Source organism: Mesorhizobium waimense (genome assembly GCF_003601975.1).
GTDB lineage: Bacteria > Pseudomonadota > Alphaproteobacteria > Rhizobiales > Rhizobiaceae > Mesorhizobium > Mesorhizobium waimense.
The window spans coordinates 1-397 of the sequence record NZ_QZWZ01000240.1; the positions used below are offsets into that span (position 1 = coordinate 1).

1 protein-coding gene is annotated in these 397 nt (G+C 69.8%); it reads right to left on the reverse strand.

Annotated elements, in window-relative coordinates; all coding sequences use genetic code 11:
* A partial coding sequence (locus tag D3227_RS40830) for a fumarate hydratase C-terminal domain-containing protein (RefSeq protein WP_208646653.1) occupies window positions 1-397 on the reverse strand: 397 nt, incomplete at both ends.

Sequence of the window (397 nt, forward strand, 5' to 3'; positions counted from 1 at the left end):
GTCCATGCGGGTGGCCGTGGTCGGGCCGGCGGGGCCCACGGCCTCGTCCTTCACCGGATCGACCGGGCCGACGTAGTAGATGACGCGGTTGGCGAAATCGACCGGCAGGGGCTCGCCCTTGGCCAGCATGTCCTGGATGCGCTTGTGCGCGGCGTCGCGGCCGGTGAGCATCTTGCCGTTCAGCAGCAGCGTGTCGCCGGGCTTCCAGCTGGCGACCTCTTCGCGCGTGAGCGTGTCGAGGTTGACGCGGCGGCTCTTGTTGTAATCGGGCGCCCAGTCGATCTTCGGCCACAGGTCCAGCGACGGGGCCTCCAGGGACACGGGGCCGGAGCCGTCCAGCACGAAATGCGCATGGCGCGTGGCCGCGCAGTTGGGGATCATGGCCACGGGCTTGGAG